The sequence below is a fragment of the Pseudomonas sp. IPO3749 genome (genome assembly GCF_013386605.1).
Lineage (GTDB): Bacteria > Pseudomonadota > Gammaproteobacteria > Pseudomonadales > Pseudomonadaceae > Aquipseudomonas > Aquipseudomonas azotoformans_A.
In genome coordinates this window covers 28,300-52,807 of sequence record NZ_JACARN010000035.1, presented here as the reverse complement: position 1 = coordinate 52,807, position 24,508 = coordinate 28,300, and the positions used below count along the sequence as shown (strand labels likewise).

The 24,508-nt window shown below is 61.7% G+C and carries 15 protein-coding genes; 5 read left to right on the top strand and 10 right to left on the bottom strand.

Annotated features, from left to right (window positions below; all coding sequences use genetic code 11):
- Positions 1–23: 23 nt before the first annotated feature.
- Genes glgB through HX812_RS14680 form a run of 3 tightly spaced genes read right to left on the bottom strand, consistent with a single transcriptional unit; the run spans position 24 to position 7,615 of the window.
- Positions 24–2,261, bottom strand: a complete 2,238-nt coding sequence (gene glgB, locus HX812_RS14690) for a 1,4-alpha-glucan branching protein GlgB (RefSeq protein WP_038850174.1) — start codon at positions 2,259–2,261, stop codon at positions 24–26.
- Positions 2,258–5,605, bottom strand: coding sequence for a maltose alpha-D-glucosyltransferase (treS, locus tag HX812_RS14685; RefSeq protein ID WP_038850176.1), 3,348 nt, complete (start codon positions 5,603–5,605; stop codon positions 2,258–2,260). Before treS ends, glgB begins: the two co-directional genes overlap by 4 nt.
- Positions 5,606–5,635: 30 nt before the next feature.
- Positions 5,636–7,615 carry an alpha-1,4-glucan--maltose-1-phosphate maltosyltransferase gene (locus HX812_RS14680; protein ID WP_038850177.1) on the bottom strand — a complete coding sequence of 660 codons (1,980 nt, stop codon included), beginning with the start codon at positions 7,613–7,615 and terminating at the stop codon, positions 5,636–5,638.
- 204 nt (positions 7,616–7,819) lie between these two features.
- On the opposite strand from HX812_RS14680, the gene HX812_RS14675 reads away from it, so the two are divergent.
- Positions 7,820–7,996 carry a hypothetical protein gene (locus tag HX812_RS14675; RefSeq protein ID WP_177128245.1) on the top strand — a complete coding sequence of 59 codons (177 nt, stop codon included), beginning with the start codon at positions 7,820–7,822 and terminating at the stop codon, positions 7,994–7,996.
- Here the strand turns inward: HX812_RS14675 and HX812_RS14670 are convergent.
- On the bottom strand, positions 7,974–8,465 hold the full coding sequence (locus HX812_RS14670) for an MgtC/SapB family protein (RefSeq protein ID WP_012723945.1): 492 nt from the start codon (positions 8,463–8,465) through the stop codon (positions 7,974–7,976). The two genes, HX812_RS14675 and HX812_RS14670, sit on opposite strands and share 23 nt — an antisense overlap.
- Positions 8,466–8,600: 135 nt before the next feature.
- On the opposite strand from HX812_RS14670, the gene HX812_RS14665 reads away from it, so the two are divergent.
- The 4 genes from HX812_RS14665 to HX812_RS14650 all read left to right on the top strand — a co-directional run bounded on the left by HX812_RS14665 (position 8,601) and on the right by HX812_RS14650 (position 12,424).
- Entirely contained in the window at positions 8,601–8,840 is a 240-nt protein-coding gene (locus HX812_RS14665; protein WP_038850180.1) for a DUF3203 family protein, read from the top strand.
- A gap of 184 nt (positions 8,841–9,024) precedes the next feature.
- Positions 9,025–10,434 (top strand): cytochrome c oxidase accessory protein CcoG, encoded by a 1,410-nt coding sequence (ccoG, locus tag HX812_RS14660; RefSeq protein WP_038850182.1) that lies wholly within the window; start codon positions 9,025–9,027, stop codon positions 10,432–10,434.
- Between the two features lie 25 nt (positions 10,435–10,459).
- Positions 10,460–11,869 carry a GntR family transcriptional regulator MpaR gene (gene mapR / locus HX812_RS14655; RefSeq protein ID WP_038850184.1) on the top strand — a complete coding sequence of 470 codons (1,410 nt, stop codon included), beginning with the start codon at positions 10,460–10,462 and terminating at the stop codon, positions 11,867–11,869.
- A gap of 90 nt (positions 11,870–11,959) precedes the next feature.
- Positions 11,960–12,424, top strand: a complete 465-nt coding sequence (locus HX812_RS14650) for a hypothetical protein (RefSeq protein ID WP_038850186.1) — start codon at positions 11,960–11,962, stop codon at positions 12,422–12,424.
- An 11-nt stretch (positions 12,425–12,435) separates the two neighbouring features.
- Here the strand turns inward: HX812_RS14650 and HX812_RS14645 are convergent, their stop codons facing one another.
- The 6 genes from HX812_RS14645 to HX812_RS14620 all read right to left on the bottom strand — a co-directional run bounded on the left by HX812_RS14645 (position 12,436) and on the right by HX812_RS14620 (position 24,455).
- Entirely contained in the window at positions 12,436–13,182 is a 747-nt protein-coding gene (locus tag HX812_RS14645) for an SDR family oxidoreductase (RefSeq protein WP_038850188.1), read from the bottom strand.
- A gap of 54 nt (positions 13,183–13,236) precedes the next feature.
- Positions 13,237–15,333 carry a bifunctional diguanylate cyclase/phosphodiesterase gene (locus HX812_RS14640; protein WP_038850189.1) on the bottom strand — a complete coding sequence of 699 codons (2,097 nt, stop codon included), beginning with the start codon at positions 15,331–15,333 and terminating at the stop codon, positions 13,237–13,239.
- 152 nt (positions 15,334–15,485) lie between these two features.
- Positions 15,486–16,955 (bottom strand): efflux transporter outer membrane subunit, encoded by a 1,470-nt coding sequence (locus HX812_RS14635; RefSeq protein ID WP_038850191.1) that lies wholly within the window; start codon positions 16,953–16,955, stop codon positions 15,486–15,488.
- Entirely contained in the window at positions 16,952–20,059 is a 3,108-nt protein-coding gene (locus HX812_RS14630; protein ID WP_038850193.1) for an efflux RND transporter permease subunit, read from the bottom strand. Before HX812_RS14630 ends, HX812_RS14635 begins: the two co-directional genes overlap by 4 nt.
- The gene (locus tag HX812_RS14625; RefSeq protein WP_038850194.1) at positions 20,056–23,157 is read right to left on the bottom strand and encodes an MdtB/MuxB family multidrug efflux RND transporter permease subunit; all 3,102 of its coding nucleotides are present in this window, start codon (positions 23,155–23,157) and stop codon (positions 20,056–20,058) included. Before HX812_RS14625 ends, HX812_RS14630 begins: the two co-directional genes overlap by 4 nt.
- On the bottom strand, positions 23,154–24,455 hold the full coding sequence (locus HX812_RS14620; RefSeq protein WP_038850195.1) for an MdtA/MuxA family multidrug efflux RND transporter periplasmic adaptor subunit: 1,302 nt from the start codon (positions 24,453–24,455) through the stop codon (positions 23,154–23,156). Before HX812_RS14620 ends, HX812_RS14625 begins: the two co-directional genes overlap by 4 nt.
- Between the last annotated feature and the right edge of the window lie 53 nt (positions 24,456–24,508).

Genomic DNA, 24,508 nt, shown 5'->3' with positions numbered 1-24,508 from the left:
CAGAATCCAGCACGGTAGAGCCTTTAAAGCGGTTCCGGCCGTAAAATCAGCACGCCAAGCGGCGGCAAATTCAACGACAGCGACACGGCCTGTCCATGATGTGGCTCATCCTGGGTAAACACCTCGCCCCCGTTACCGTAATTGGAACCTGCATACATATCGGCATCACTGTTGATCACTTCGCTCCAACGCCCGCTGAAAGGCACACCGACTTTATAGCCCTCACGCGGCACCGGAGTGAAATTGGCGACCACCAGAACCGGCTTGCCGTCTTTGCTCCAACGTAGCCAAGCGTAGACGCTGTTGATCGCATCGTCACCGATCAGCCACTGGAAGCCTTGGGGCGCGTCGTCCTGTTCATGCAGGGCTGGTTCTTCGCGGTATAGACGGTTCAGGTCACCTACCAGCTTCTGCACGCCTTTGTGCTCGGCGTACTGCAGCAGGTACCAATCCAGTTGCTGATCATGGTTCCACTCGCGCCATTGGCCGAATTCGCAGCCCATGAACAACAGCTTTTTGCCGGGGTGCATCCACATGAACGCCAGGTAAGCCCGCAGGTTGGCAAACTTCTGCCAACGGTCGCCAGGCATCTTGTCGATCAGCGAATGCTTGCCGTGCACCACTTCATCGTGGGAGATCGGCAGGATGAAACGCTCGGACCAGGCATACACCAGGCCAAAACTCAGCTCGTTGTGGTGATGGGCGCGGTACACCGGGTCCTGCTGGATGTAATGCAGGGAATCGTGCATCCAGCCCATGTTCCATTTGTAGTTGAAACCCAGGCCGCCCTGCTGGGTCGGCTGGCTGACGCCAGGCCAGGCGGTGGATTCTTCGGCGATCACCAGCGCGCCGGGCGCCTCGATGGCGACCACATCGTTGAGGTGACGCAAAAAGTCGATGGCTTCGAGGTTTTCGCGGCCGCCATGGCGATTGGGCACCCATTCGCCGGCTTTGCGTGAATAGTCGCGGTAGAGCATCGAGGCCACGGCATCCACGCGCAGGCCGTCGATGTGGAAGTGTTTGAGCCAGTGCAAGGCCGAGGCCAGCATGAAGCCATGCACTTCGGTGCGGCCCAGGTTGTAGATCAGCGTGTCCCAATCCTGATGGAAACCTTCCAGCGGGTTGGCGTACTCGTACAGCGCCGTGCCGTCGAATTGCGCCAGGCCGTGGGTGTCGGTAGGGAAATGCGCCGGCACCCAGTCGAGGATCACGCCGATATCCGCCTGGTGCAGCGCGTTGACGAAATAGGCGAAATCCTGCGGCGAACCGAAGCGTGCCGTCGGGGCGAATTGTGACAAGGCCTGATAGCCCCAGGAGCCGCCGAACGGGTGTTCCATGATCGGCATCAGTTCAATGTGAGTGAAGCCCAGCTGCTGCACGTAAGGAATCAGGCGCTCGGCCAGTTCGCGCCAGTTGTACTGACGCGCCACTTCGCCCGCCTCGTCCAGCTCGGCCTGCCAGGAGCCCACGTGCAATTCATAGATCGACAGCGGCGCGGTGGTCTTCTGCTTCTCGACCCGCGACTGCATCCATTCGTGGTCTTGCCAATCCACCTGCAACGGCTCGGCAACCTTCGAAGCCGTGTCCGGCGGCAATTGAGTCGCCAGCGCCACGGGGTCAGCCTTGAGCGGCAGGATCCCATTGGCGCCGAGCACTTCGTATTTGTAGGCCGCGCCCGGTTGCAGGCGTGGGATAAAGATCTCCCACACGCCAGAAGGATGGCGCAGGCGCATCGGATGCCGGCGCCCGTCCCAGATATTGAAATCGCCCACCACCGACACGCGTCGCGCATTCGGTGCCCATACGGCAAAGCGCACACCTTGCACGCCGTCGACGCTGGTCACCTGGGCGCCCAGGCAACTGCCGAGGTCGCGGTGATTGCCTTCGGCGAACAGGTACAGGTCCATTTCACCCAGCAACAGTTGCTGGAAGCTGTAAGGGTCTTCGGTGATCTGCTCGCCCCCGGCCCACTGGATTTTCAGCAGGTACGCCTGGCGCGTGTGGAAGTGCCCGACAAACAGGCCCGGCACCTGGCTCGCCTCGAGGCTGCCGATCTGTTCGCCGCTGTCGCGCGCCAACACTTGGACACTCAAGGCCTCCGGCAGAAATGCACGGATAAACTGGCCGCCGTGATCATCATCGTGTGGCCCAAGAATCGAGAAAGGGTCGTGATGTTCGGCGCGTACCAGCGCTTCGACGTCCTTGGACGCCGGCAATGCAGTCAGTTTCGCTTGCAGCGGTTCTTTATGTGTAAAGCTCATGACGTCTCCCCACCGCGTGCAGTTTTAGATATAGGTGCAAGCCCACTCAACAGTCCGTGCAACCCTTGCAGGGGCACCGGCAACCAAGTCGGACGGTTCTCTGCTTCGTAGGCCACTTCGTACGCGGCCTTCTCCAGGCTGAACAACGTCAGCGCAGCGTCCTGGCCTTTGGCATCCTGCCAGTCATGCGCCAGTGTAGACGTAGCTGACTGATAAGCCTGGATAAATGCCTGGCGTGCTTCTTTCAGATAACGATCGGTTACACGTTTACGGGATACCGCCGCTTCGGGCGAGTGATCCACCCCTTGCACATTCAAGGCCATGGCCGCTGCGTAGTCGAAGGAGCGCAACACACCGCTCACATCTTTATACGGGCTGTGCTTGCCCCGTCGTTCGTGCAGCGGCCGCGCCGGCTCGCCTTCAAAGTCGATCAGGTAGGCGTCGCCTTTCACCACCAGCACCTGGCCCAAATGCAAGTCACCATGCACCCGAATGCGCAACCCGCCCGCCGTGGCTTTCGCCAAGGCCTGTACATGACTGGCGATGGCTTTTTTCTGCGCCAGCAAATCACTGACCAGCGCTTGATCGGCCGGGTTCAATTGGCTTTGATGAAGTTTGAGCAACTGCAACGCGCGGTCCAGCTGCGCGCCGACGTCCTTGGCCCAGGCCTGGGTGTCCTTGGCGCTGGTGACCTCTGGCTTGAAGTCTTTGTTGGTGGTCTTGGCGCCGAGCACCCGGTGCATTTCGCCAAGGCGCTGGCCGAGCAGACCGGCAAAGTCCGCCAGCTCGCCAAGGGCGTTGTAATGCTGCTCCTGCTCGGAGATGGCTTCAGCCAGCTCGTCGCGGATCGCGCGTTCCAGGTTGTTCTGGGTCCAGCTCCAGGCGTCTCCCTGGTTGCTCAAATAGCCTTGGGCAATCATCAGCAGGTTGTCCTGCCCTTCGGCGTCGTGGCGCACCATCGAGCCCAGCAGCGGCGAGATGTTGGGATAGCCGGCTTCCGTCAGGTAGGCGCTCATTTCCAGTTCCGGGTGCACGCCGGAAGCGACTTTGCGGATCAGTTTGAGCACCAGGCTTTCACCCACCACCACCGAGCTGTTGGACTGCTCGGCCGACAGGTAGCGCACTTCGGACTCATCCGTCAGTTGCAGCTTGGTCAGGTGCGGCGTGGCGGCAAAGCGCAGCTCGCCTTCGTTGGTGCTGAGCACGGTGCCCGCCTGCAAACCCTGAATGACCGCGCGGATAAAGTGTTCGAGGCTGAAGGCATCGGTGACCAACCCCACCTGGCGCACCCGCCTTACGCGGGCCAACGCCAGCTGTTGCGGCAAGGCACTGGTGAACTGGTCTTCACCGAGAAAACCCAACGGCAGCTGATAACGGCTGACCTGACCACCGGCTGTCACTTCAACCTCGCTGAGCAACACCGGATGCTGGGGATCGCCAAAGCGTGCGCCGTAGGCAATGCGCACGCTGTCGATGGCCGTGTCCTTGCCGGCGAACCAGCGACGCTTGGGCAGCCAGGCCGGCAGCACCGTCTGTTCCAGGGAGGTGCGGCACGGTTCGTCCAGCAGTTCTTCCATGCGCTTTTTCAAAACCAATGTGGTGAAGTCCGGCATGCTCTGGGCGGGCTCCACGTGCCAGCTGGGCATCTGGTTTTCCGCCGCCAGCACAAACCAATAAAAGCCATAAGGCGCCAGGGTCAGCAGGAAATTCAGCTGGCCGATAGGTGGGAAAGCATTACCGCCCAACATCTCCACCGGCACCATGCCGGCGAATGCCGACAGGTCCAGCTCGGCCGCCTGGGCACTGCGCGACACGTTGGCCACGCAGAGGATGATCTCGCTGCGCCCATCTTCGCCGGTGAATTCACGGGTATAGGCCAGGATGCGGCGGTTGCTCGGTGAGAGCATTTTCAAGCTGCCACGGCCAAACGCCTTGGATTGCTTGCGCACCGCCAGCATGCGCCGGGTCCAGTTCAGCAGCGAATGCGGGTCCTGGGCCTGGGTTTCGACATTCACCGATTGATAGCCGTATTGCGGGTCCATGATCGGCGGCAGTACCAGGCTGGCCGGATCGGCGCGGGAAAAACCACCGTTGCGGTCGATGGACCATTGCATAGGGGTACGCACGCCATCGCGGTCGCCGAGGTAGATGTTATCGCCCATGCCGATCTCATCGCCGTAGTAGAGGGTCGGCGTGCCAGGCATCGACAGCAACAGGCTGTTGAGCAACTCCACACGACGACGATCACGCTCCATCAACGGCGCAAGACGGCGACGAATCCCCAGGTTGATCCGCGCGCGACGGTCAGCGGCGTAGTAGTTCCACAGGTAGTCGCGCTCCTTGTCGGTGACCATTTCCAGGGTCAGTTCATCGTGGTTGCGCAGGAAGATCGCCCATTGGCAGTTGGCCGGAATCTCCGGGGTCTGCCGTAGGATATCGGTGATCGGGAAGCGATCTTCCTGGGCCAGGGCCATGTACATGCGCGGCATCAGCGGGAAGTGGAAGGCCATGTGGCACTCATCGCCGTCGTCGCCCTTTTTGTCACCAAAGTAGAGCTGGGTGTCTTCCGGCCACTGGTTGGCTTCGGCCAATAGCATGCGGTCCGGGTAATGCGCGTCGATCTCGGCGCGGATCTGCTTGAGCACGTCGTGGGTTTCAGGCAGGTTTTCGTTGTTGGTGCCGTCGCGCTCGATCAGGTACGGGATGGCGTCGAGGCGCAGGCCGTCGATGCCCATGTCCAGCCAGTAGCGCATCACCGACAACACGGCTTTCATCACCTGGGGGTTGTCGAAGTTGAGATCGGGCTGGTGGGAATAGAAACGGTGCCAGAAGTATTGGCCGGCGACCGGGTCCCAGGTCCAGTTGGACTTTTCGGTGTCGAGAAAGATGATGCGCGTGCCGTCGTATTTCTGGTCATCATCCGACCATACGTAGAAATCCCGCGCCGCCGAGCCGGGCTTGGCCTTGCGCGCGCGCTGGAACCAGGGGTGCTGGTCGGAGGTGTGATTGATCACCAGCTCAGTGATCACCCGCAGCCCGCGCTTGTGCGCCTCGGCAATAAAGCGCTTGGCGTCGGCCAGGGTCCCGTAGTCGCTGTGTACACCACGGTATTCGGCAATGTCATAGCCGTCGTCGCGACGTGGCGATGGGTAGAACGGCAATAGCCAAATGGTGTTTACGCCCAGGTCAGCGATGTAGTCGAGCTTGGCGATCAGGCCGGGAAAATCACCGATGCCGTCGTTGTTGGAGTCGAAATAGGATTTGACGTGAACCTGGTAAATCACCGCGTCCTTGTACCAGAGCGGGTCTTTGATGAAGGTGGCAGCGTTGGGTTTCTTCGCCATTGGAAACTCCTGGAAAATGCATCGCAAGGTTCAAGACGATGGGGTGATGCGCCAGATGCCAAACGGCATCTGCGGATCGAGTCGTGTCCACTGGGTCTTGCCGTACCAGGTCCAGCGATGGCCGTTCATCAGGTCTTCACCTTGGGTCTGGGCATCGTCCGGCAGCCCCAATTCCCACAATGGCAACTCAAAGTTGGCTTCCTGAGCGTTATAAGGATCCAGGTTCACCGCCACCAGAATGAAGTTGCTGCCATCTTCGCTGCGCTTGCCGAAATACAGGATGTTGTCGTTCCAGGCGTTGTACAGCTTGAGCCCAAGATGTGTTTGCAGCGCCGGGTTCTGCCGGCGGATGCGGTTGAGCTGGGCGATCTCGGCAATGATGTTGCCGGGCGCAGTGAAGTCCCGTGGGCGGATCTCGTATTTCTCCGAGTCCAGGTATTCCTCTTTGCCCGGCACCGGCGCCGACTCGCAGAGTTCGAAGCCTGAATACATGCCCCACAGGCCCGAGCCCATGGTGGCCAGCGCGGCACGGATCAAGAAGCCAGGGCGGCCGGAGTCGTGCAGGAAGGCCGGGTTGATGTCCGGCGTATTGACGAAGAAATTCGGCCGGTAGCATTCGCGCCACGGCGACTCGTTCAGCTGGGTCAGGTATTCGCTCAACTCAGCCTTGGTATTGCGCCAAGTGAAATAGGTGTAGCTCTGTGAATAGCCGACCTTGCCCAGGCGCGCCATCATCGCCGGTGTGGTGAAGGCCTCGGCCAGGAAGATCACGTCCGGGTACTTGGACCGCACATCGCTGATCAGCCATTGCCAGAACGGCAGCGGCTTGGTGTGGGGGTTGTCGACGCGAAAGGTCTTCACGCCCTCTTCCACCCAACCCACCACGATGTCGCGTAGCTCGGTCCACAGACTCGGAATGGCGTCCGCCGCATAGAAGTCGACGTTGACGATGTCCTGGTACTTCTTCGGCGGGTTCTCCGCGTATTTGATCGTGCCGTCCGGGCGCCAGTTGAACCAGCCCGGATGCTCCTTGAGCCATGGATGGTCCTGGGAACACTGGATGGCGAAGTCCAGGGCGATTTCCAGGCCATGCTCGGCGGCGGCCTGGACCAGGCGGCGGAAATCATCGCGGCTGCCCAGTTGCGGGTGAATCGCTTCATGGCCGCCGTCCTCGCTGCCGATGGCATAGGGGCTGCCCGGATCATCGGGGCCGGCGGTCAGGGAATTGTTCTTGCCTTTGCGGTGGCTGCGGCCGATGGGGTGGATCGGCGGGAAGTACAGCACGTCAAAACCCATGTCATGGATCATCGACAAGCGTGAATGCACGTCATTAAAGGTGCCGTGACGCGCCGGATCTTCAGTGATCGAGCGCGGGAACAGCTCATACCAGCTGGCAAACAGCGCCGCCTCGCGCTCCACATCAATCGGGTAGACGGTGCTGATGCTCAGGTAGGCGCGGTGATCGGCCTGGGTCATCAGGTGTGCACTGTCTTCGTGCAAAAACAGCGCAACCTGCTCGGTTTCCAGCAGGCCGGAGAGTTCATGGTGCAACAGCATGAGGCGGTCACGCAGCTCGTTGTCACTGCGCTCGGCGGCCAGTAGCACCAGGCTGCGGCCTTCCTGCAATTCCAGGCTGACCGGCACGCCGGCCTCATGCTTCTTGCGCAACTCATAGCAAAAGCTGGCGAAGGTATCGATCCAGGCTTCGATGCAGTATTCGTGAGGGCCTTGCTGGGCCACGGTAAACGCGCCTTCCCAGCCGTTGTTGCCCACGTCGGTCATGACCACGCTGTGCCAGCTTTCGTCTTGCAGCGGGCGCCAGCGGATCAGCACGGCGAGCTTGTCATGGCCGTCGGCAAACACTTTGCTGGTGACATTGACCCGCTGGCCGACCACGGCCTTGACGGCAAATTCGCCGCCATCAATCACGGGGGTGGTGCTTTCGATTGCGATCCTGGGCAGCAACAGTGCCTGGGACAGTGGTAACAAGGAGTCTGTTTCAGCAGTCATCGAGCATCTTCCCCTTACGCCCTGTGGACGCTCTTTGCTTGATCCGAATTCTGAGGCGGCCGGGCTCTTCCTGAGCAAAGCCGTAATAGGTCCGAGCCTGGGCTCCGGTTAAAAGTTCAGCTGGATGTGCCGCCATCGGGCGGGGAATCAATTCGCCTCGGCGGCTGTCCACCGATAGAGCAAAGCACAAAGGAGGCCACACCGATGAATATCCCGATCCCAGCGGAAACGCCGGACCCGAATATCGACAAACCCACCCTGCCGCCGACCGAACCGGAACCGATTCCGGAACAAGAACCACCCGAGAACGAACCGCCACCGGTGGAAGAACCGCCGACGACCATGCCGCCCGTGATCGTCAGTCCTTCTCAAAACGCTTGACGATCTTTGGCATCACGCTGAACACCGCCAGCGCCAGCAAGGTACTCAGCACCGCTGTCGATTCCCGGCCCAACCCGGCCGAGACCCCAATCGCAGCGGTCATCCACAAGCCGGCGGCGGTGGTCAGGCCTTTGACGTGGCCCTCTTCATCATCCTTGCCCTTGATGATCGTACCGGCGCCCAAGAAGCCGATCCCGGCAATCACGCCCTGCACCACCCGGCTCATGGCGTCCGCCTGATTACCGGACATTTGCGGCACCATCACAAACAAGGCAGCGCCCAGCGCCACCAGCATATGGGTGCGCACCCCGGCGGCCTTGCCCTTGCTCTCTCGCTCAAAGCCGAGAATGCCGCCCAGGATCGCGGCGATCAGCAGGCGCACGGTAATCTGGGTGAGCTGCTTGGCGTCGCCAATGTCGGCGAATTCAGCCTGCAGGGTTTGCCACACTTCATGCCACCACGCGTCCATCTGGGCTGTCCTTTATCTGGGTTGGTAAAGGGTGGACAGCGACGACCGCCAGTCAGTTGCCTGGAACCCTGTCACATCGCTACCCCCTAACGCTCATAGCCCTAGAACTCTTAGCCTATAAATCAGGAGAACGGCATGCCCATTCGTATCGAAAACCAACTGTGCTACTTCATGCTCGATGACAACGGACAGGAACAGAGCGTGCCAGCGACCCGGGTCAATATTGTTACCGACTTCGACAAGTCCATGTCCTACGTGGAGTTGGCCGCTGAACGGATCTATATCACCGAGGCCGAGGCCGACGCCCTGACAGTGGCCGGTGCCCACGACGGACGCCAGCATGTGAAGGCCGAAGAACCTGGTTCGCTGATTTAATTGATCTGTGTCAGCGCCCTCGAAATAACGCTGCACCCCTGGCGCCATGGGGTGCAGCACATTGTCGCAGCGGGCACTCACCGCTCCATCTGATCCGCTTTTTATCGTCATACCTGAGTCTGTTATGCAAACAGCGCGACGCGCATAGTTCATCCGCCTGATGGAGGCTGATGAGCGAACGACCATGAGCGAACACATCCCAACCGTGGAAATTTTTGAGCCTACACACCCAAAGAAGGTGAAGGCCAAATCCAGCGACAACCTGATTCATACCCGCAGTTTCACCGGCCTGTTCCGTACCTTGCGCGTGAGCGGAGCAGCCTTCCTGTTCCTGGCGTTTTTCGGCACCGTGTGGCTGAACTGGGACGATCGGCAGGCCGTACTGTGGGACCTGGCTGAAAGCAAATTCCATATCTTTGGCGCAACCTTCTGGCCGCAGGACTTCATCCTGTTGTCGGCGCTGTTGATCATCTGCGCCTTCGGCCTGTTTGCGATCACCGTGTTTGCCGGCCGTGTGTGGTGCGGCTACACCTGCCCGCAGAGCTCGTTTACCTGGCTGTTCATGTGGTGCGAAAAAGTCACCGAAGGCGAACGTAATCAACGTATCAAGCTGCAAGCGGCGCCCTGGAGCCTGAACAAACTGGCGCGACGCTCGGCCAAGCACACCTTGTGGCTGGGCATCAGCGTGCTGACGGGGCTGACCTTTGTCGGTTATTTCACGCCGATCCGCCCCTTGGCGGCTGAACTGTTGACCTGGCAGATGGGCGGCGTCAGTTTGTTCTGGGTGCTGTTTTTTACCGGCGCCACCTACATCAACGCCGGCTGGCTGCGCGAAGCGGTGTGCATGCACATGTGCCCGTATGCGCGGTTCCAGAGCGTGATGTTCGACAAGGACACCCTGACCATTTCCTACGACGTGGCCCGTGGCGAAAGCCGTGGCCCGCGCAAACGTGACGTCAAACCCGCCGACGTCGGCCTGGGTGACTGCATCGACTGCCAGCTGTGCGTGCAGGTCTGCCCCACCGGCATCGACATCCGCGACGGCCTGCAAATGGAGTGCATCGGCTGCGCGGCGTGCATCGACGCCTGCGATTCGATCATGGACAAAATGGGCTACCCGCGTGGCCTGGTGAGCTACACCAGCGAACATCAACTGCAAGGCGGCAAGACGCACCTGCTAAGGCCGCGCCTGATCGGCTACAGTGCCGTGCTGCTGGTGATGATTGCTGCGTTGGTGGTGGCGCTGGTGGAACGGCCGATGGTGTCGCTGGACGTAACCAAGGACCGTGGCATGTTCCGCGAGAATGCCCAGGGTTTGATCGAAAACATCTACAGCCTCAAAGTGATCAACAAGACCCAGCAGCGCCAAGACTATCGCCTGGAACTGGTGGACGCCGACGGCTTCCAGTTGCAAGGCAAGACCGAGATCAGCCTGGCGCCGGGGGAAATCAGCGATGTGCCGGTGTCGGTGGCATTGCTGGCGGATAAACCGGCGAGCAGTTCGCAGACCTTGCGTTTCAAAGTCTCGGACGTGGATGAGCCGGGGATCTACAGCATTGCCGACAGCCGCTTTGTGGCGCCGTTGAACCGATAAAAACACTCACACTGACTGAGCCCCCATGAAACGCTACGAAAAATTCGCCGACGACATTGCAGAACTGATCCGCTCCGGCGTCCTCGGCCCCGGCCAGCGGGTGCCGTCGGTACGCTATGCCAGCCAGACCTACGGCATCAGCCCGTCCACGGTATTCCAGGCCTACTACCTGCTGGAGCGCCGTGGCCTGATCCGCGCGCGGCCGCGTTCGGGCTACTTCGTCAACACCCATGCGCCCAGCCCGTTTTCCGAGCCGGTGGTGAGCGAGCAGGTGCATGAGTCCACCGAGGTGGACGTTAGCGAACTGGTGTTCTCGGTACTCGACTCGATCAAAGACCCTAACACCGTACCGTTCGGCTCGGCGTTCCCCAGCCCCATGCTGTTCCCGCTACCGCGCCTGGCCCGCTCCCTGGCCAGCGCCAGCCGCGAAATGGACCCGCGCCTGGTGGTCACCGACATGTCGCCGGGCAACCCGCAACTGCGTCGGCAGATCGCCCTGCGCTACATGGTCGGCGGCCTGATGCTGCCCATGGAAGAACTGCTGATCACCAACGGCGCCTTGGAGGCGTTGAACCTTTGCCTGCAAGCCGTCACCGAACCGGGTGACCTGGTGGCCATCGAGGCCCCGGCGTTCTACGCCTGCCTGCAAGTGCTGGAGCGCTTGAAACTCAAGGCCGTGGAAATCCCCGTGCACCCGCGCGATGGCATCGACCTCAACGCCCTCGCGCAAACCCTGGAGCGCTACCCGATCAAGGCCTGCTGGACCATGACCAGCTTCCAGAACCCCATGGGCGCGACCCTGCCGGAAGCCAAGAAACAGGCGCTGGTGGAACTGCTGCGCGGACATCAGGTGCCGCTGATCGAAGACGATGTGTACGCCGAACTGTATTACGGCCAACAGGCGCCGAAACCCGCCAAGGCCTTCGACACCGAAGGCCTGGTGATGCATTGCGGCTCCTTCGCCAAAAGCCTGGCCCCCGGCTATCGCGTGGGTTGGGTGGCGGCCGGACGTTTTGCGCAGAAGGTTGAACGCCTGAAGCTGATGACCTCGCTCTGCCCGTCAATGCCGGCCCAGGCGGCGATTGCCGATTACTTGCAGCACGGCGGCTATGACCGGCACCTGCGCAAACTGCGCTATGCCCTGGAGGAACAGCAAAGCGCGATGCTGGCCGCTATCGCCCGCTATTTCCCGGCACAAACGCGGGTCAGCCAACCGGCCGGCGGGTATTTCCTGTGGCTGGAACTGCCGGAGCAGACAGATTCGTTGAAGTTGTTCCAGATGGCGTTGGCGCAAGGCATCAGCATCGCGCCGGGGCCGATCTTCTCGGCCACCCAGCGCTTTCGGAACTGCATTCGCTTGAACTACGGCAGCCCGTGGACTGAGGCGTCGGAGAAAGCCATGGAAACATTGGGGCGCATTGTTCGCTCGTTTTAAGCCGGAACCCCACGCCACCAGGCGCCACACAAAAAAGCGCATGCATCACGCCTGAACATGCGCCTTGCCGAATTCCGCCTGGAGGTTCTCATGCACATGCCCGCCGTCTCTACTCCTGCACAGCTACCTGTTCCACCCCACTACATGCGTGCGGCCGAACAGCAACAGGTGCGCGAAATGACAGGCCCCATGGGCCGTCCCGCTGGCGATCATCGATCGGCAGACAGAATCATCGAGCAAAGCCCCGTTCTGCAGCACTTGCTCGATGACCGCAATCATGACCACTTACTGGATGACCTGAAGATGCAGGTCGGTGACTGGACCACCGCCAACCCGGAACCGGACGCCAGGGCCAATGCGGCCTTCGACCTGGACAAGGTATTGCGTTTTCTGGACAACCTGGACGACCGCCACTTGAATGCCAGCCATAGCCGTAACGGACAGGTCGACGGCGTCGCCAGTGATGGCTACAGCACCCTCGACAATTCGGAAGCCAGCCTGCTACAGGCATTTTCCCGTAAAGGGTACGACGTGCTGCGCCATCTACGGACCTGAAAAGCGGGTGCTTAACGTCCACCGCCCAGATCGAGGAACGTCCCGGTCGCGTACGAAGCCTTATCCGACAGCAACCAGATAATCGCCTCTGCCACCTCATCCGGGCGCCCGCCACGGGCCATGGGAATACCGGACTCCAACTTGCTGACGCGGTCCGGGTCGCCGCTCAAGGCGTGGAAGTCGGTGAAGATATAGCCAGGGCGCACCGCGTTGACCCGAATGCCTTCACCCGCCACCTCTTTCGACAACCCAATGGTGAAGGTGTCGAGTGCGCCTTTGGACGCGGCGTAGTCGACATACTCACCCGGCGACCCCAGGCGCGCCGCCACTGACGACACGTTGACGATACTGCCGCCCTGCCCGCCATGCTTGGGCGACATACGCAGCACCGCATGCTTGGCACACAGGATCGGGCCGAGCACGTTGGTCTTGATGATTTTCAGGATGCGGAATTCGGACATCTCGTCAACGCGGGACTTGTGCCCCACCGTGCCCGCATTATTGACCAGTGCGGTGACACGGCCCAGCTCGGCGTCCACCCGGTTGAACAGCGCGATCACCTCATCTTCGATACTCACATCCGCCCGCACGGCAATGGCTTGGGCGCCCAGTGCACGCACCTGTTCGAGCACACGGTGGGCCGCCGCTTCGTCGGACTGGTAGTTGATGCAGATACGATAGCCCTGGCGAGCGGCCAGCAACGCCGTCTCGGCGCCAATCCCACGACTGCCCCCGGTGATGATGACGACTTTGTCCATGCGTGCGGTCTCCTGATTCAACCTGATGTTTAGGGTTGGATCCAAGAATACCTGTCACGCAGGGCTTTTGTCAGGCGCAACGGCCTCTTCGGCGCGCTGGATATCCGCCATGAAGCCCTCTGCCGGCAACGGGTGACCCAGCAGGTAACCCTGTAGGGAATTGCACCCAAGCCGTGTCAGGAAATTCTGCTGCACATCCGTCTCGACACCTTCGGCAACAATCCGTAATCCCAGGGCCTGGCCAAGGGCGACGATGGCCGAGACGATGGCCGCGTCGTCGCTGTCGTGTTCCAGGTCACGCACAAAGCCACGGTCGATCTTCAGCTCGTTGGCCGGCAGGCGCTTGAGGTACATCAGACTGGAGTAGCCGGTGCCAAAGTCGTCGATGGACAAATCGACGCCCATGTCCGACAGCTGCTGCAACACCGTCATGCTCGCGTCGGCGTCGCTCATGGCCGTGGTTTCGGTGATTTCCAGGGTCAGGCTGTTGGCCGGCAGTTGGTGCCGTTCCAGCGCCACCGCCACACTTTTGACCAGCCCGGCGTGGCAGAACTGCAAGGCCGAGAGGTTCACGGCGATGCGCCAGTCTTCATAACCCTGGGCGTACCACAGGCTCATTTGACGGCAGGCTTCGTTGAGTACCCATTCGCCGATGGGAATGATCAACCCGGTTTTTTCCGCCAACTCGATAAACATCGCCGGCAGCAGCAGCCCCTGTTGCGGGTGCTCCCAGCGCAGCAGGGCTTCGGCACCGACCGGAATACCGCTGACCGCGTCGAACTTGGGTTGGTAGTACAGGCGAAACTGTTCCTGTTCCACGGCATTGCGCAGGTCCTGCAACAACTGCAATTGCTTGCGCGCGTTGGTATTCATCGACGCATCAAAGAAGCTGTAGCCGTTCTTGCCCATGCCCTTGGCGTGGTACATCGCGGCGTCGGCGTTCATCAACAGTTCCTGAGGGTTGTTGCCGTTGCCCGGGAACATCGCGATGCCGACACTGGCGGAGATCTTCAGCTCATGCTCGGCCACCTGGAAGGCGCGGTTGATCAGGATCACCTGGCGTTCGGCAAGGCCCAGGGCATCGTCCGGCTGGGTCAGTTGCACCAGCAACACAAACTCGTCGCCGCCGATACGCGCCAAGGTGTCCTGGCTGCGCAAGTCTTCGCGCAGGCGCAGGCCCACTTCGCGCAGCAACTGGTCACCCATATGGTGACCAAACGCATCGTTGACTGGCTTGAAGCCATCGAGGTCGATAAACATCAGCGCGAAGCAACCGCCCTGCTCTTTAACGGCCTGCATGGCTTGCTGAATGCGGTCCGCAAGCAACGTACGGTTGGGCAGGCCGGTGAGCATGTCGTGCAGGGCCAGATGGGTCAGTTCCTGGTTGGCTTGGGTGAGGGAATCGGCCAGCACCGCCGTACGCGCTTCCAGGCGCGCATCGAGCAACGAGGTGAGCAAGGCGATGGCCAGTACCGCCAGGGTCGTGACCAATACCAGGTTATCCAGGCCCTTGCCGCTCAAGCCGTTCAATGCGGCCCCGCAGAAACTCTCATCGGCAAAACGTGCGGCGGCCATGCCGGTGTAATGCATGCCGACGATGGCAAAGCCCATCACCACCGCTGCGCCCCCCCGTAAAAGGCGCACGTACGGTGTGTTACGACGCAAATTGTGGGCGATCCACAACGCCGCGCCAGACGCGACCACCGCGATCAGCAACGATGCGCCAAACAAGGCGGGGTCATAGTCGATGCCTGGGGTCATACGCATGGCGGCCATGCCGGTGTAATGCATGCACGCAATGCCGGTGCCCATGACCAGCGCGCCAAACCCCAGTTGCCAGGCGGGCAAACGCGGCTGGCTGATCAGCCACAAGGCAAAGCCGCTGGACAACACCGCGATCAATAACGACAACGCCGTGATGCCCAAATCGAAGCCCAGGGCAAACGGCAAGCGCAGTGCCAGCATGCCGATGAAGTGCATCGACCAGACGCCGATCCCCATGGCGATTGCCCCACCGGCAATCCACAAATACACGGCGCGCCCCTTGGCGGTGGCAATGCGGCCGGAAAGGTCCAACGCGGTGTAGGAAGCCAGGATCGCAACGAACAGCGAAATCACGACCAGTGAGGGGGAATAACTACCGATGAGCATGGGACTTCTCGTGCGCAGCGGGCCTGAGAAGCCCGTGCCAGGTGGCAAAGCGGGCGATTGTAGCGAGAATAATTCTTGAGCAGTTGATTAATTATCAGAGGGCCATTAGTGGCATTTTGACGTCAATCAACTGGCTGCACACCCCGCCAAAATCAGTCCTTCTCGGCAATCGGTGTCTGCCCGTCCCAACCACCGCCCAATGCCGCGATCAATTGCACACTGGCCACCAGGCGCGTCTGCAAAAGGGTCAGTACCGTGCGTTCGTTGCTCAGTGCGGTCGCTTGCGTGGTGACCACATCCAGGTAAGCAATCAGCCCCGCCTTGTACTGGTTCTGGGTCAGGCGCAACGACTCACGGGCGGCGTCGAGTGCTTCATTGCTGACCACCGCCTCGTCTTCCAGCACTTTGAGTTGCACCATGTAGTTTTCCACTTCACGGAACCCATCCAGCACGGTCTGGCGGTACTTGGCGACAGTCTCGTCGTAGCTGGCCACGGTGCGGTCGACTTCCGCCGAACGCTGGCCGCCGTCAAACAGCGTCATGGCCAGCTTTGGCCCCACCGACCAGAAGCGATTCGGCAGGCTGATCCAGTCGGCATAGGTGCTGCTGGAGTAACCACCGGCCAGGCTCAGGCTCAGGTCCGGGTAGTAGGCAGCCTTGGCCACGCCGATATTGGCATTGGCGGCGATCACCGAGCGTTCGGCCGAAGCAATGTCCGGACGGCGCTCCAGCAGTTGCGACGGCAGGCTCACGGGAATCTGCGGCAATGCCGGGATGTCCTTGCTCACCGCCAGGTTGAAATTGGCCGGCGCCTCGCCGATCAACACGGCAATCGCGTTTTCCAGCTGGGCGCGCTGCCAGATCAGGTCGATCAGGCTGGCCTGGGTGGTCTTGAGCTGGGTTTGTGCCTGGGCCACCGCGTCCTTGCCGGAGACTCCGGCGCGGTACTGGTTTTCGGTCATTTGCAAGGAGCGTTGATAGGTCTCCAGCGTGGCTTGCAGCAAGCGCGTCTGTTCATCCATGACCCGCAGTTGGAGGTAGCTTTGCACCAGTTCGGACTGCTGGCTCAGACGCATCGCCGCCAGGTCCGCCGAGCTGGCTTCAGCGCTGGCTTCGTTGGCTTCCAGGCCCCGGCGCAATTTGCCCCAGATATCCGCTTCCCAGCTCACGCCCAACTGGGCATTGAGGGTGTCGCGGATACCGCTGCTGGAACTGCTCAGGCTGGCGTTACTGCTACCGGTGCCCTGGCTGGCGCGGGTTTTCCCTGCGCTCAGGTCAACGGTGGGGTAAAACGCGCCACGGGAGCTGCGCACCAGCGCCTGGGCCTGGCGAAAGCGCGCTTCGGCCTGCGCCACGGTTTGGTTGGACGTGTTCAGGCGCACCACCAGGTCATTGAGCTGACGGTCGCCGTAAAGCTCCCACCAGGCGCCACGGGCCAGGGAATCGCTGGGGGTGGCCTGGCGCCAGCCCTGGGCTTCCTTGAATTGCGCCGGTTCAATGACTTCAGGGCGCTTGTAGTCAGGGCCGACGGCGCAAGCGCTGAGCAGCACGCCGCACAGCACCAGGCTCGCCACACGGGAGCCACGGAACAGGGCCAGTCGGGCAAAGGTTGAATCGGTCATAGCGCAGTGTCCAGGGCAGCATCGGTACGCACGCCGCGCCATTTATTGAAGCGATGGCGCGCGCGGTCGAGATAGAGGTAGACCACCGGAGTGGTGTAAAGGGTCAGGACCTGGCTGAACACCAGGCCGCCGATAATCGTCAGGCCCAACGGACGGCGCATTTCAGCACCATCGCCCGCACCCAGCAGCAACGGCAAGGCACCGAGGATGGCGGCCAGGGTGGTCATCAGAATCGGGCGCAAACGCAACAGGCAGGCGCTGCGGATCGATTCCAACGGGCCCAAGCCGTCGTGGCGCTCCAGCTGCAAGGCCAGGTCGATCATCAGGATCGCGTTTTTCTTCACCACGCCGATCAGCAGGAACAGGCCCAGCAAGGAGATCAGGCTGAACTCGCCCCCGGTCAGGTAGATCGCGAGCATCGCGCCGACACCGGCCGACGGCAAGGTCGAGAGGATGGTCAGCGGGTGAATGTAGCTCTCATACAGAATGCCCAGCACCAGGTAAACCGCCACCAGCGCGCCGAGGATCATGAACGGCTGGCCCTTCTGCGTGGCGGCGAAGGCATCCGCGGTGCCGGCCATCTTGGCGATCACGTCTTCCGGCAGGCCAACCTTGGCAATCGCCCGTTCGATGGCGGCCGTGCCCTGCTCCACCGTCACGCCGGGCGCCATGTCGAAGGCGATGTTTTCCGAGGCGAACTGGCCTTCGTGGCTGACGCGGTCGTCGGCCAGGCTGTTCTCATAGTGGGCAATGGTCGACAACGGCACTCGCGCACCATCGGCCGTGATCACCTGCATCTGGTTGAGGGTGATCGGGTCCTGGGCGTATTTGGGATTGACCTCCATCACCACCTGGTACTGGTTGAGGCTGTCGTAGATGGTGGAAATCTGCCGCTGGCTGTAGGCGTTGTTGAGCACCGCCGTGACCATGTCCATGTCGATGCCCAGGCGCTTGGCCTGGTCGCGGTCGACAATCAGCGTGACCTGCGCCGCGCCCCGGCCTTCGCGGGCGTCGATGGCGGTGAGTTCCGGCAGCTCGCGCAAGGCGGCCACCACTTTCGGGTACCACAGGCGCAAGGCCGCCAGGTCGCCGCTTTGCAGGATGTAGGAATACTGCGCGCTGGTCTGGTCGCGGCTGCCGCCAAATTGCAGGTCCTGGTCAGCCATCAGGAACAACCGCCCGCCTGGCACCAGCGGCACGTCCTTGCGCAGGCGCTCGATCACCGCCTGGGCGGAAACCTTGCGCTCGCTGATGGGTTTAAGGCGCACCAGCATCACCGCATTGTTGGTGCCGTTGTTGCCGCCGATGAAGCCGGCCACGCTGAGTACCGCCGGGTCCTTGAGCACCGCTTTGCGGAAGGTTTCCATCTTCGGCTGCATCACGCTGAACGACAGGCCGTCATCACCGCGCACAAAACCGATCAACTGGCCGGTGTCCTGCTGGGGCATGAAGGTCTTGGGCACCACCACATAAAGCGCGACGTTCATGCCGATGGTCAGCAACAGGCTGAGCAAGGTCAGGCGTCGATGGCGCAGCACCCAGTCCAGGCTGGTGGCGTAGCCGGCGACCATGCGGTCGTTGACCTTCTGGCTCCAGCGCTGCAAACCGGTCATTTCACCCTTTACATGCGGTTTGAGCCAGCGCGCGCAGAGCATCGGGGTCAGGGTCAGCGAAACAATCAGCGACACAATGATCGCCGCCGACAAGGTGATGGAAAACTCGCGGAACAGGTTGGTGACGATCCCGCCCATGAACAGGATCGACAGGAACACCGCCACCAGCGACACGTTCATCGACAGCAAGGTAAAGCCGACTTCCTGGGCGCCCAGGTACGCCGCTTTCATTGGCGGCACGCCTTCGTCGATATGCCGGGAAATGTTCTCCAGCACCACGATGGCATCGTCCACCACCAACCCGGTGGCCAGGATCAACGCCATCAACGAGAAGTTGTTCAGCGAGAACCCATACAGGTACATCACCGCAAAGGTGCCCACCAGTGACACCGGCACCGCCAGGGTCGGGATCAGCGAGGCGCGGAAGTTACCCAGGAACAGGTACACCACCAGGATCACCAGGCCCACGGCAATCAGCAAGGTCATCTCGGCTTCATGCAAGGTCGCGGTGATCACCGGCGAACGGTCCATGGCCAGGCTCAGCTTGACGCTGGACGGCAGCACCGCCTGCAACGCCGGCAACTGCGCCTTGATTTGCCGGACAGTTTCGATGATGTTGGCGCCAGACTGGCGGTTGATCACCAGCAGCACCGCCGGCTCGTTGTTGAAGAACCCGCTGTTGTAGCGGTCTTCCACGCCGTCACTGATCTTGGCCACATCGCCCAGGCGCAGGGCCGCGCCGTTCTGGTAGCGGATCAGCAGCGGCTCGTAGTCCTTGGCCTTTTCCAACTGGTCGTTGGCCTGGATCTGCCAGTTGCGCTGGCTGTCTTCCAGGGAACCCTTGGGCCGACGCTGGTTGGCGTTGGCGATGGTGTTGCGCACATCGTCGAGGGCCACGCCGTACTGGTCGAGGGCCTTGGGTTCGAGTTCGATGCGCACCGCCGGCAAGGAACTGCCGCCGATCTGCACTTCACCGACGCCAGGCACCTGGGACAGGCTCTGCGACAGAATGGTAGAGGCCAAATCGTACAGCTGGCCCTTCTGCAACACGTCCGAGGTCAGCGACAGCACCATGATCGGCGCCTGGGACGGGTTGATCTTCTTATAGGTCGGCATGCTGCGCATACCGCTGGGCAGCAGGTTGCGCGAGGCATTGATCGCCGCCTGCACTTCCCGCGCCGCGCCGTTGATATCGCGGTCGGAGTCAAACGCCAGGATCACCCGCGTAGAACCCTGGCTCGACGAGCTGCTCATAGTGGTGATGCCGGCAATCGCGCCGAACGAGCGCTCCAGCGGCGTCGCCACGGTAGACGCCATCACCTCGGGGCTCGCGCCGGGCAAGCTGGCCGACACCACGATCACCGGGAAGTCGATCTGCGGCAGCGGCGACACCGGCAACAGGTTGAAGCTCACGCCGCCCAGCAACAGGATCGCCAGGCTCAACAGCATGGTCGCGACCGGCCGGCGGATGAATGGTCCGGACAGGTTCATGACTCAACCGGCTCCAGGCTTTGCGGCTCTTTGCGCCAGCGACGGCCCAGGCGATCGAAGTACAGGTAGATGACCGGCGTGGTGAACAGGGTGAGCACCTGGCTCACCAGCAGACCACCGACCATCACCAGGCCCAGGGGCTGGCGCAGTTCCGCGCCGGAACCCGTGGCCAGCATCAACGGCACCGCGCCGAACAGTGCGGCCAGCGTGGTCATCAGGATCGGCCGGAAGCGCAGCAGCGCCGCCTGGTAGATCGCGGTCTGCGGGTCGAGGCCTTGGTTGCGTTCGGCGTCGAGGGCGAAGTCGATCATCATGATCGCGTTCTTCTTGACGATACCGATCAACAAGATGATGCCGATGATCGCGATCATGCCCAGGTCATTGCCACTGAGCAGCAACGCCAACAACGCTCCGACGGCTGCCGACGGCAAGGTCGAGAGAATAGTGATCGGGTGGATATAACTCTCGTAGAGCACACCCAGCACTATATACATGGTGACCACCGCCGCCAGGATCAGCAGCAACGTACTCGACAGCGAGGCTTCGAAGGCCTGGGCCGCGCCCTGGAACTGAGTCTGCACGCCCACCGGCATGCCGATGTCTTTCTGGGTCTGGTTGATCAGCTCCACACCTTTGCCCAGCGCAACGCCGGGGGCCAGGTTGAACGACATCATCACTGCCGGGAACTGGCCGATATGCGCAATCGCCAATTGCGCCTGGCGCTGCTCCACACGGGCCAGGCTGGACAAACGCACCTGGCCGCCGTCGGTGGTTTTCACGTGGATCTGATTCAATGCATCCGGGCCGAGGGTTTCGCCGGACTGGGCCTGTAATACCACGCGGTACTGGCTGGCTTGGGTGTAGATCGTGGAAATCTGCCGCTGGCCGAAGGCGTCGTACAGCGCGTCGGTGATGGTCGACACGCTGACGCCCAGGCGCGACGCCGCGTCGCGGTCGATCACCAGGTACACCTGCAGGCCCTTGTCCTGCAGGTCGCTGGCGACGTCAGTGAGTTCGGGCAATTGGCTCAACGCGTGGACCAGTTTGTCGCTCCACAGGGCCAGCAACTCGGCATCCGGCGACGACATGCTGAACTGGTACTGGGTACGGCTCACACGGTCTTCGATGGTCAGGTCCTGCACCGGCTGCATAAACAGGCGGATCCCCACCAGCTTGTCGATTTCCGGCTGCAAACGCGTGATCACCTGGGCCGCGCTCAAGTCACGCTGGCCGTGGGCCTTGAGGTTGATCAGCAAACGCCCGCTGTTGAGGGTGGCGTTGTCTCCGTCCACACCAATGTAGGAAGACAGGCTTTCCACCGACGGATCGGCCAGGATGATCTTGGCCAGTTCCTGCTGGCGCTGGCTCATGGCCGCGAAGGAGATCGACTGCGGCGCTTCGGAAATGCCCTGGATCACACCGGTGTCCTGCACCGGGAAGAAGCCCTTGGGCACGATCAGGTACAGGAACACGGTGAGGCCCAAGGTAGCGATGGCCACCAGCAGGGTCAGCGGCTGATGCTTGAGTACCCACTGCAACATGCTGGCGTAACGCGCGATCAACCAATCGATCCAGGCGCCGCTGGCCTTGTAAAAGCGGCTTTGTTCCTCTTCCTTCGGCTCACGCTTGAGCAAACGCGCGCACATCATGGGCGTGAGGGTCAGGGATACCACCAGGGAAATCAGGATCGCCACCGCCAGGGTGATGGCGAACTCTCGGAACAGGCGCCCGACTACGTCGGCCATGAACAGCAGCGGAATCAGTACCGCGATCAGCGACAGCGTCAGGGAAATCAGGGTGAAGCCGATCTGCTTGGCGCCCTTGAGCGCGGCGGCCAGCGGGGTTTCACCTTCTTCGATGTAACGGGAAATGTTCTCCAGCATCACGATGGCATCGTCCACCACAAACCCGGTGGCGATGGTCAGGGCCATCAGCGTCAGGTTGTTGATGGAGAATCCCGCCAGGTACATCACGCCAAAGGTGCCCACCAGGGACAGCGGCACGGCAATGGACGGAATGATCGTGGCGCTGACCCGGCGCAGGAACAGGAACGTCACCATCACCACCAGGGCAATGGCGATGAGCAATTCGTGCTGCACGTCCTTGACCGAGGCGCGGATGGTCTGGGTGCGGTCGGTTAGCACCGTCACGTCGAGGCCGGCGGGCAAGTTGTCGGTGATGCTCGGCAGCAGCGCCTTGATGCGGTCCACCACCTCGATCACGTTGGCGCCCGGCTGGCGCTGGATATTCAGCAGCACGGCCTGGTTTTCATTGGCCCAGGCGGCGAGGCGTTCGTTTTCGGCGCCGTCGACGATCTGGGCCACGTCTTTGAGGCGCAGCGGCGCGCCATTGTTGTAGGCGAGGATCAGTTCGGCGTATTGCTGGGGCGAGACCAACTGGTCGTTGGCGTCGAGCATCGACACACGGGTGGGGCCGTCGAAGTTGCCCTTGGGCTGGTTGACGTTGGACGCGGCGATCAGGGTGCGCACGTCCGACAGGTTCAAGCCATTGGCCGCCAGGGCCTCGGGGTTGACCTTGATGCGCACGGCCTGGCGCTGGCCGCCGGCGATGCTGACCATGCCGACGCCGCTGATCTGCGCGATCTTCTGCGCCATGCGCGTGTCGACCAGGTCATTGAGCTTGGGCAGCAGCATGGTCTTGGACGTGATTGCCAGGGTCAGCACCGGGGTATCCGCCGGGTTGACCTTGTTGTACACCGGCGGCGCCGGCAGGTCCTTGGGCAACAGGTTGGTCGCGGCGTTGATCGCGGCCTGCACCTGCTGCTCGGCGACATCCATATTGATGTCGAGGTTGAAACGCAGGGTCAGCACCGACGCACCGCCAGAACTGGTGGAGGCCATCTGCGTAAGGCCGGGCATTTGCCCGAACTGGCGCTCCAGAGGCGCGGTGACCGCACTGGTCATTACATCCGGGCTGGCGCCGGGGTACAGGGTCATCACGCGGATGGTCGGGTAATCCACCTGGGGCAACGCCGACACCGGCAACAGGCGATAAGCGATGATGCCGGCCAACACAATGGCCAGCATGCTCAGCGTGGTGGCGACCGGGCGAAGGATAAACAGCCGCGACAGGTTCATGAACCGACCTTTTGCGCCTTGCTGGCGGTGGTGCCGGTCTCCCCTTTCGCCGCAGGCTTGCCTTGCAGGTGTTCAGTCGGCGTGGTCGGCACTTCACTGCTATCGTTGACCACTTCGATTTCGCTGCCGTCCTTCAAGCGGTCGGTGCCTTCCAGTACCACGCGGTCGCCGGCCTTGAGGCCTCCCTTGATCACGGTGTTGTCGCCGTCGGTATCTCCCACCACCAGCGGCTGCACCTTGACCTTCTTGTCGCCGTCGAGCACGTAGACGAAAGTACCGGTGTTGCCGAACTGGATCGCCGCCGACGGCGCCAGCACCACGTTATGCAGGGTGTCGGCCAGCAGGTGCACATTGACAAACTGGTTGGGGAACAGCGCCTGGTCCTTGTTATCGAAACGCGCCTTGAATTTCAGGGTGCCGGTGGTGACGTCGATCTGGTTGTCCAGGCTCTGCAACACGCCGACGGCCTGTTGCTTCACATCGCCACGGTCCCAGGCTTCCACGGGCAGCTTGTTGCCGGCGTGGTAGCGGGTGAGTACGGTTTCCAGGGTATTTTCCGGCAGGGTGAAGGCCACGCTGATCGGCTGGGTCTGGGTGATCACGGCCAGGAACGTGGTGTCGTTGGCCGCCACCAGGTTGCCCACGTCCACCTGACGCAGGCCGACCCGGCCGCTGATCGGCGCACGGATCTTGGTGAATTCGAGGTTGAGCTTGGCGTCATCCACCGCGCCCTGGTTGGTCTTGACCGTGCCCTGGTATTGCAGGACCAGCGCTTCGGCGGTGTCCAGGGTCTGCTTGGCGATGCTGTCCTGGGCGTACAGGTCGCGGTAACGCTGCACATCGACCTGGGCGTTTTTCAGCTGGGCCTGGTTCTGCATCAGCGTGCCCTGGGCCTGGAGCAAGGCGTTCTGGTAACTGCGTGGGTCGATTTCTGCGAGCAGGTCGCCAGCCTTGACCATCTGCCCTTCTTCAAAGGCGATCTTCACCAGTTCGCCGCCCACCCGGCTGCGCACATTGATGGTGTTGAGCGCGGTCACCGTGCCCAAGGCCTTGTAGTACACAGGGAACTCGCCCAATACCGCAGGCGCCACGCGCACCGGCACCGGGCCCGTAGAACCACCGAAGCCAGGGCGCATCATCCCCGTTTTGCCGGCATGGCCCGCAGGCTTCTCGGCGCCTTCTTTATGGCTGCCAGGCCAGAATTTCCAGCACAAACCGGCGACAACCACCAGCACAAGCAGGGCGAACAGCCAGCGGCGGGACTTACGGGGGGAGGATTGCATGGAGTGATCAACCATTGGGCGCGAGAGCTTCTTCTTTGGGAGGCTGAAAGATAAGCACTGGGGCGCAT